This window comes from Pontibacter silvestris (genome assembly GCF_020907275.1).
GTDB lineage: Bacteria > Bacteroidota > Bacteroidia > Cytophagales > Hymenobacteraceae > Pontibacter > Pontibacter silvestris.
In genome coordinates this window covers 1-1,715 of the sequence record NZ_JAJJWI010000072.1, presented here as the reverse complement: position 1 = coordinate 1,715, position 1,715 = coordinate 1, and the positions used below count along the sequence as shown (strand labels likewise).

4 protein-coding genes are annotated in these 1,715 nt (G+C 47.0%); 3 read left to right on the top strand and 1 reads right to left on the bottom strand.

Going from position 1 to position 1,715, the window contains the following annotated elements:
• The 3 genes from LN995_RS21560 to LN995_RS21550 all read left to right on the top strand — a co-directional run.
• A partial coding sequence (locus LN995_RS21560; RefSeq protein ID WP_229963164.1) for a helix-turn-helix domain-containing protein occupies window positions 1-552 on the top strand: 552 nt, incomplete at its 5' end.
• On the top strand, window positions 542-829 hold the full coding sequence (locus LN995_RS21555) for a nucleotidyl transferase AbiEii/AbiGii toxin family protein (protein ID WP_229963163.1): 288 nt from the start codon (window positions 542-544) through the stop codon (window positions 827-829). The genes LN995_RS21560 and LN995_RS21555, both read left to right, overlap by 11 nt.
• Window positions 829-1,221, top strand: coding sequence for a hypothetical protein (locus tag LN995_RS21550; RefSeq protein ID WP_229963162.1), 393 nt, complete (start codon window positions 829-831; stop codon window positions 1,219-1,221). The genes LN995_RS21555 and LN995_RS21550 overlap by 1 nt, the downstream gene beginning before the upstream one ends.
• A 79-nt stretch (window positions 1,222-1,300) precedes the next feature.
• On the opposite strand, the gene LN995_RS21545 is transcribed toward LN995_RS21550, so the two are convergent.
• Window positions 1,301-1,684, bottom strand: coding sequence for a T9SS type A sorting domain-containing protein (locus LN995_RS21545; protein ID WP_229963161.1), 384 nt, complete (start codon window positions 1,682-1,684; stop codon window positions 1,301-1,303).
• Window positions 1,685-1,715: the final 31 nt, after the last annotated feature.

Sequence of the window (1,715 nt, the reverse complement as noted above, 5' to 3'; positions counted from 1 at the left end):
ATTTGCAATTCGCGAATTGCAAATTACATTATGAAAAAGCATAGTGGTATGCGGCCACAGGACATTGTGGTGCTACTAACCATCATTACCCAAGGCGGAGATCTCTGGATGATGAAAGACATAGCTCAAGAGGCCTATGTTAGTGCTTCAGAGGTTACAGAATCACTTAATAGATCCGCCAAGGCTGGACTAGTGGATAAGTCTAAAAAGAAGGTGATGCGGCACGCATTATTGGAATTCCTCACACATGGCCTACGCTACGTCTTTCCTCAGGAGCCAGGCGCGATCGTAAGAGGAGTTCCAACTGCCTTCAGTGCCTCACCTTTAGACAGACTCATTATGAGCAATGAAAAACTGGTGTGGCCTTACGCAAAGGGCAAGGAACGGGGCCAGTCGGTAGAGCCACTTTATCCTTCTGTCGTAGAAGCAGCTCTAAACAAGCCTGAACTCTACGAGCTGCTAGCCTTGGTGGATGCACTTCGGGTAGGAAGAGTAAGGGAACAGGACTTGGCCAATAAAGAGTTAGAAAAAAGGATTCTGAATGGACGGTAAGGCAATCAATATCGAGGTTATCAAAAAAGTAGCTTCCGGACTGCAGGAGCTACGGGAGAAGATGGTATTTGTGGGCGGAGCCACGCTTAGCCTATATGCTGATGATCCCGCCGCCGATGCGGTCCGCCCGACCAGTGATATAGACCTAAGCGTCTCGCTGGCCGGTTATGGAGAATGGAACAGGATACAGGATCGCCTAAGCGAATTGCAGTTTTACCCTGACCCTACCAGCAATGTTATCTGCCGCTTTAATTACGAGGGATTACAATCGATGTGATGCCAGATGACCCCCATATCCTAGGCTTCACCAATCCCTGGTATCAACCGGGGCTGAATCATTCAACAACCGCAGCCCTGACAGATAGCTTAAAGATTCGCATTCTTCCTGTGGCGTATTTCTTGGCCACGAAATTTTCGGCCTATCATAGTAGGGGCGGTGATCCCCGCAGCAGCCATGACTTTGAAGATATTGTGTATGTCACAGATAACAGACTGCATCTGGTGGAGGAGATTGCTCATGCGCCCCAGGAAGTGAGAGAATATCTACAGCAGGAGTATAGAGCAATTTGGGATAACCGTTATCGAGAGGAGATTCTAGGCTGTCATTTGGCAGATCAAGATCGCTTGCCGCTGCTAGAGGAGAAAATAGAGCAAATCATTCAGCCATAAAACACATTGGACCTACAAAGCCCATCGTTATTTAACATAACGATACTTATGAGGATAAGCTTTTTTATGTTCAGTAGTCTCAGTTTATTTTCACCACTTTCTTTACCACTTGCTCTTGTCCGAGAAAAGTGAGCATGAACAGGTACAGTCCATCAGCCAGCTCGGAGATATCCATCTCCTGATCTATGCTTATATCTTCTTTCAGGACTACAACATTCTGCCCAATGGCATTCACTATTTTCAGGTTGAAGCGCTGGCCTAAATCACAGTCTCCTTCTGTGCCAAACTTTACTGTACCACTTGTGGGGTTAGGATATACCTGAAAAGTCTCCATATCGCAACTTGCGAATTCCTGCTCTACTGGCTCCAATCCATTGAAGTAACTTTGGATAAAGTTTGGCAATCCAACATAGGCCCTTCCCCCCTTATAGTCGAACTCTACCAGCTCAGGTTCACAGGCCATTCCTGCCCTGGTGGGCTACCTGGAGTGGAGT